We start from the raw sequence: 548 nt of genomic DNA, 5'->3' as shown, positions 1-548 counted from the left end.
GTAGATGTAAACCTAACACCAAGACAAGGAGTGATATTAGTAACTTGACCAACAGATAAACCGCAGTATTCGGAAGGCCAACTATATTGACCAGAAAGCCCAGTAACACGATAAAGTTTTGTTTTGTCATAGTCCTTTGCAGAAAAAGCACTAAACGAAACACTCAAAAGTATCACCAGTGCCGCAATGCTTTGTTTAATACTCATGTATAAACCTCATTAAAAAAGGGGACCGAAGCCCCCTTATCCTCTAAAGTTTTGGCTGGCCACGTATCCGGCAATGCCACCCAAAAGCACAAAGACGATGAGTTGGACATCGTGGAGAACGGCCAACATAAACTTAAGCCTTGTTCACAGCACGCTTAGCAAGAGTGATGGATTTGTAAGCCATAGTAATGCCGACAATCACCAGACCAGCCGCGCCGATTTTGGTTGCCACACCAGATAAGTCGATAGCGGAGAACGGGTCAGCGGCACCACCTTCCGCCGCCATAGCAGGGACAGAAAGCACCGCAACAGTGACGGTTGCCGCCGCTTGTTTACCGAACT

General features: G+C 46.9%; 2 protein-coding genes. Both read right to left on the bottom strand.

The genetic code is table 11. The features are described from left to right. Positions 1 to 206 (bottom strand): hypothetical protein (locus tag R7040_RS29195; RefSeq protein WP_318098007.1); only part of this gene is annotated, 206 nt, incomplete at its 3' end. A gap of 133 nt (positions 207 to 339) precedes the next feature. Continuing rightward, the coding region (locus R7040_RS29190; protein WP_318098006.1) for a phage coat protein at positions 340 to 548 on the bottom strand (209 nt) is incomplete at its 5' end.

It is taken from the genome of Vibrio sp. 1069, assembly GCF_033340555.1.
Note: the sequence above shows the minus strand (reverse complement) of the source record. Positions and strands in the feature narration are given on the sequence as shown.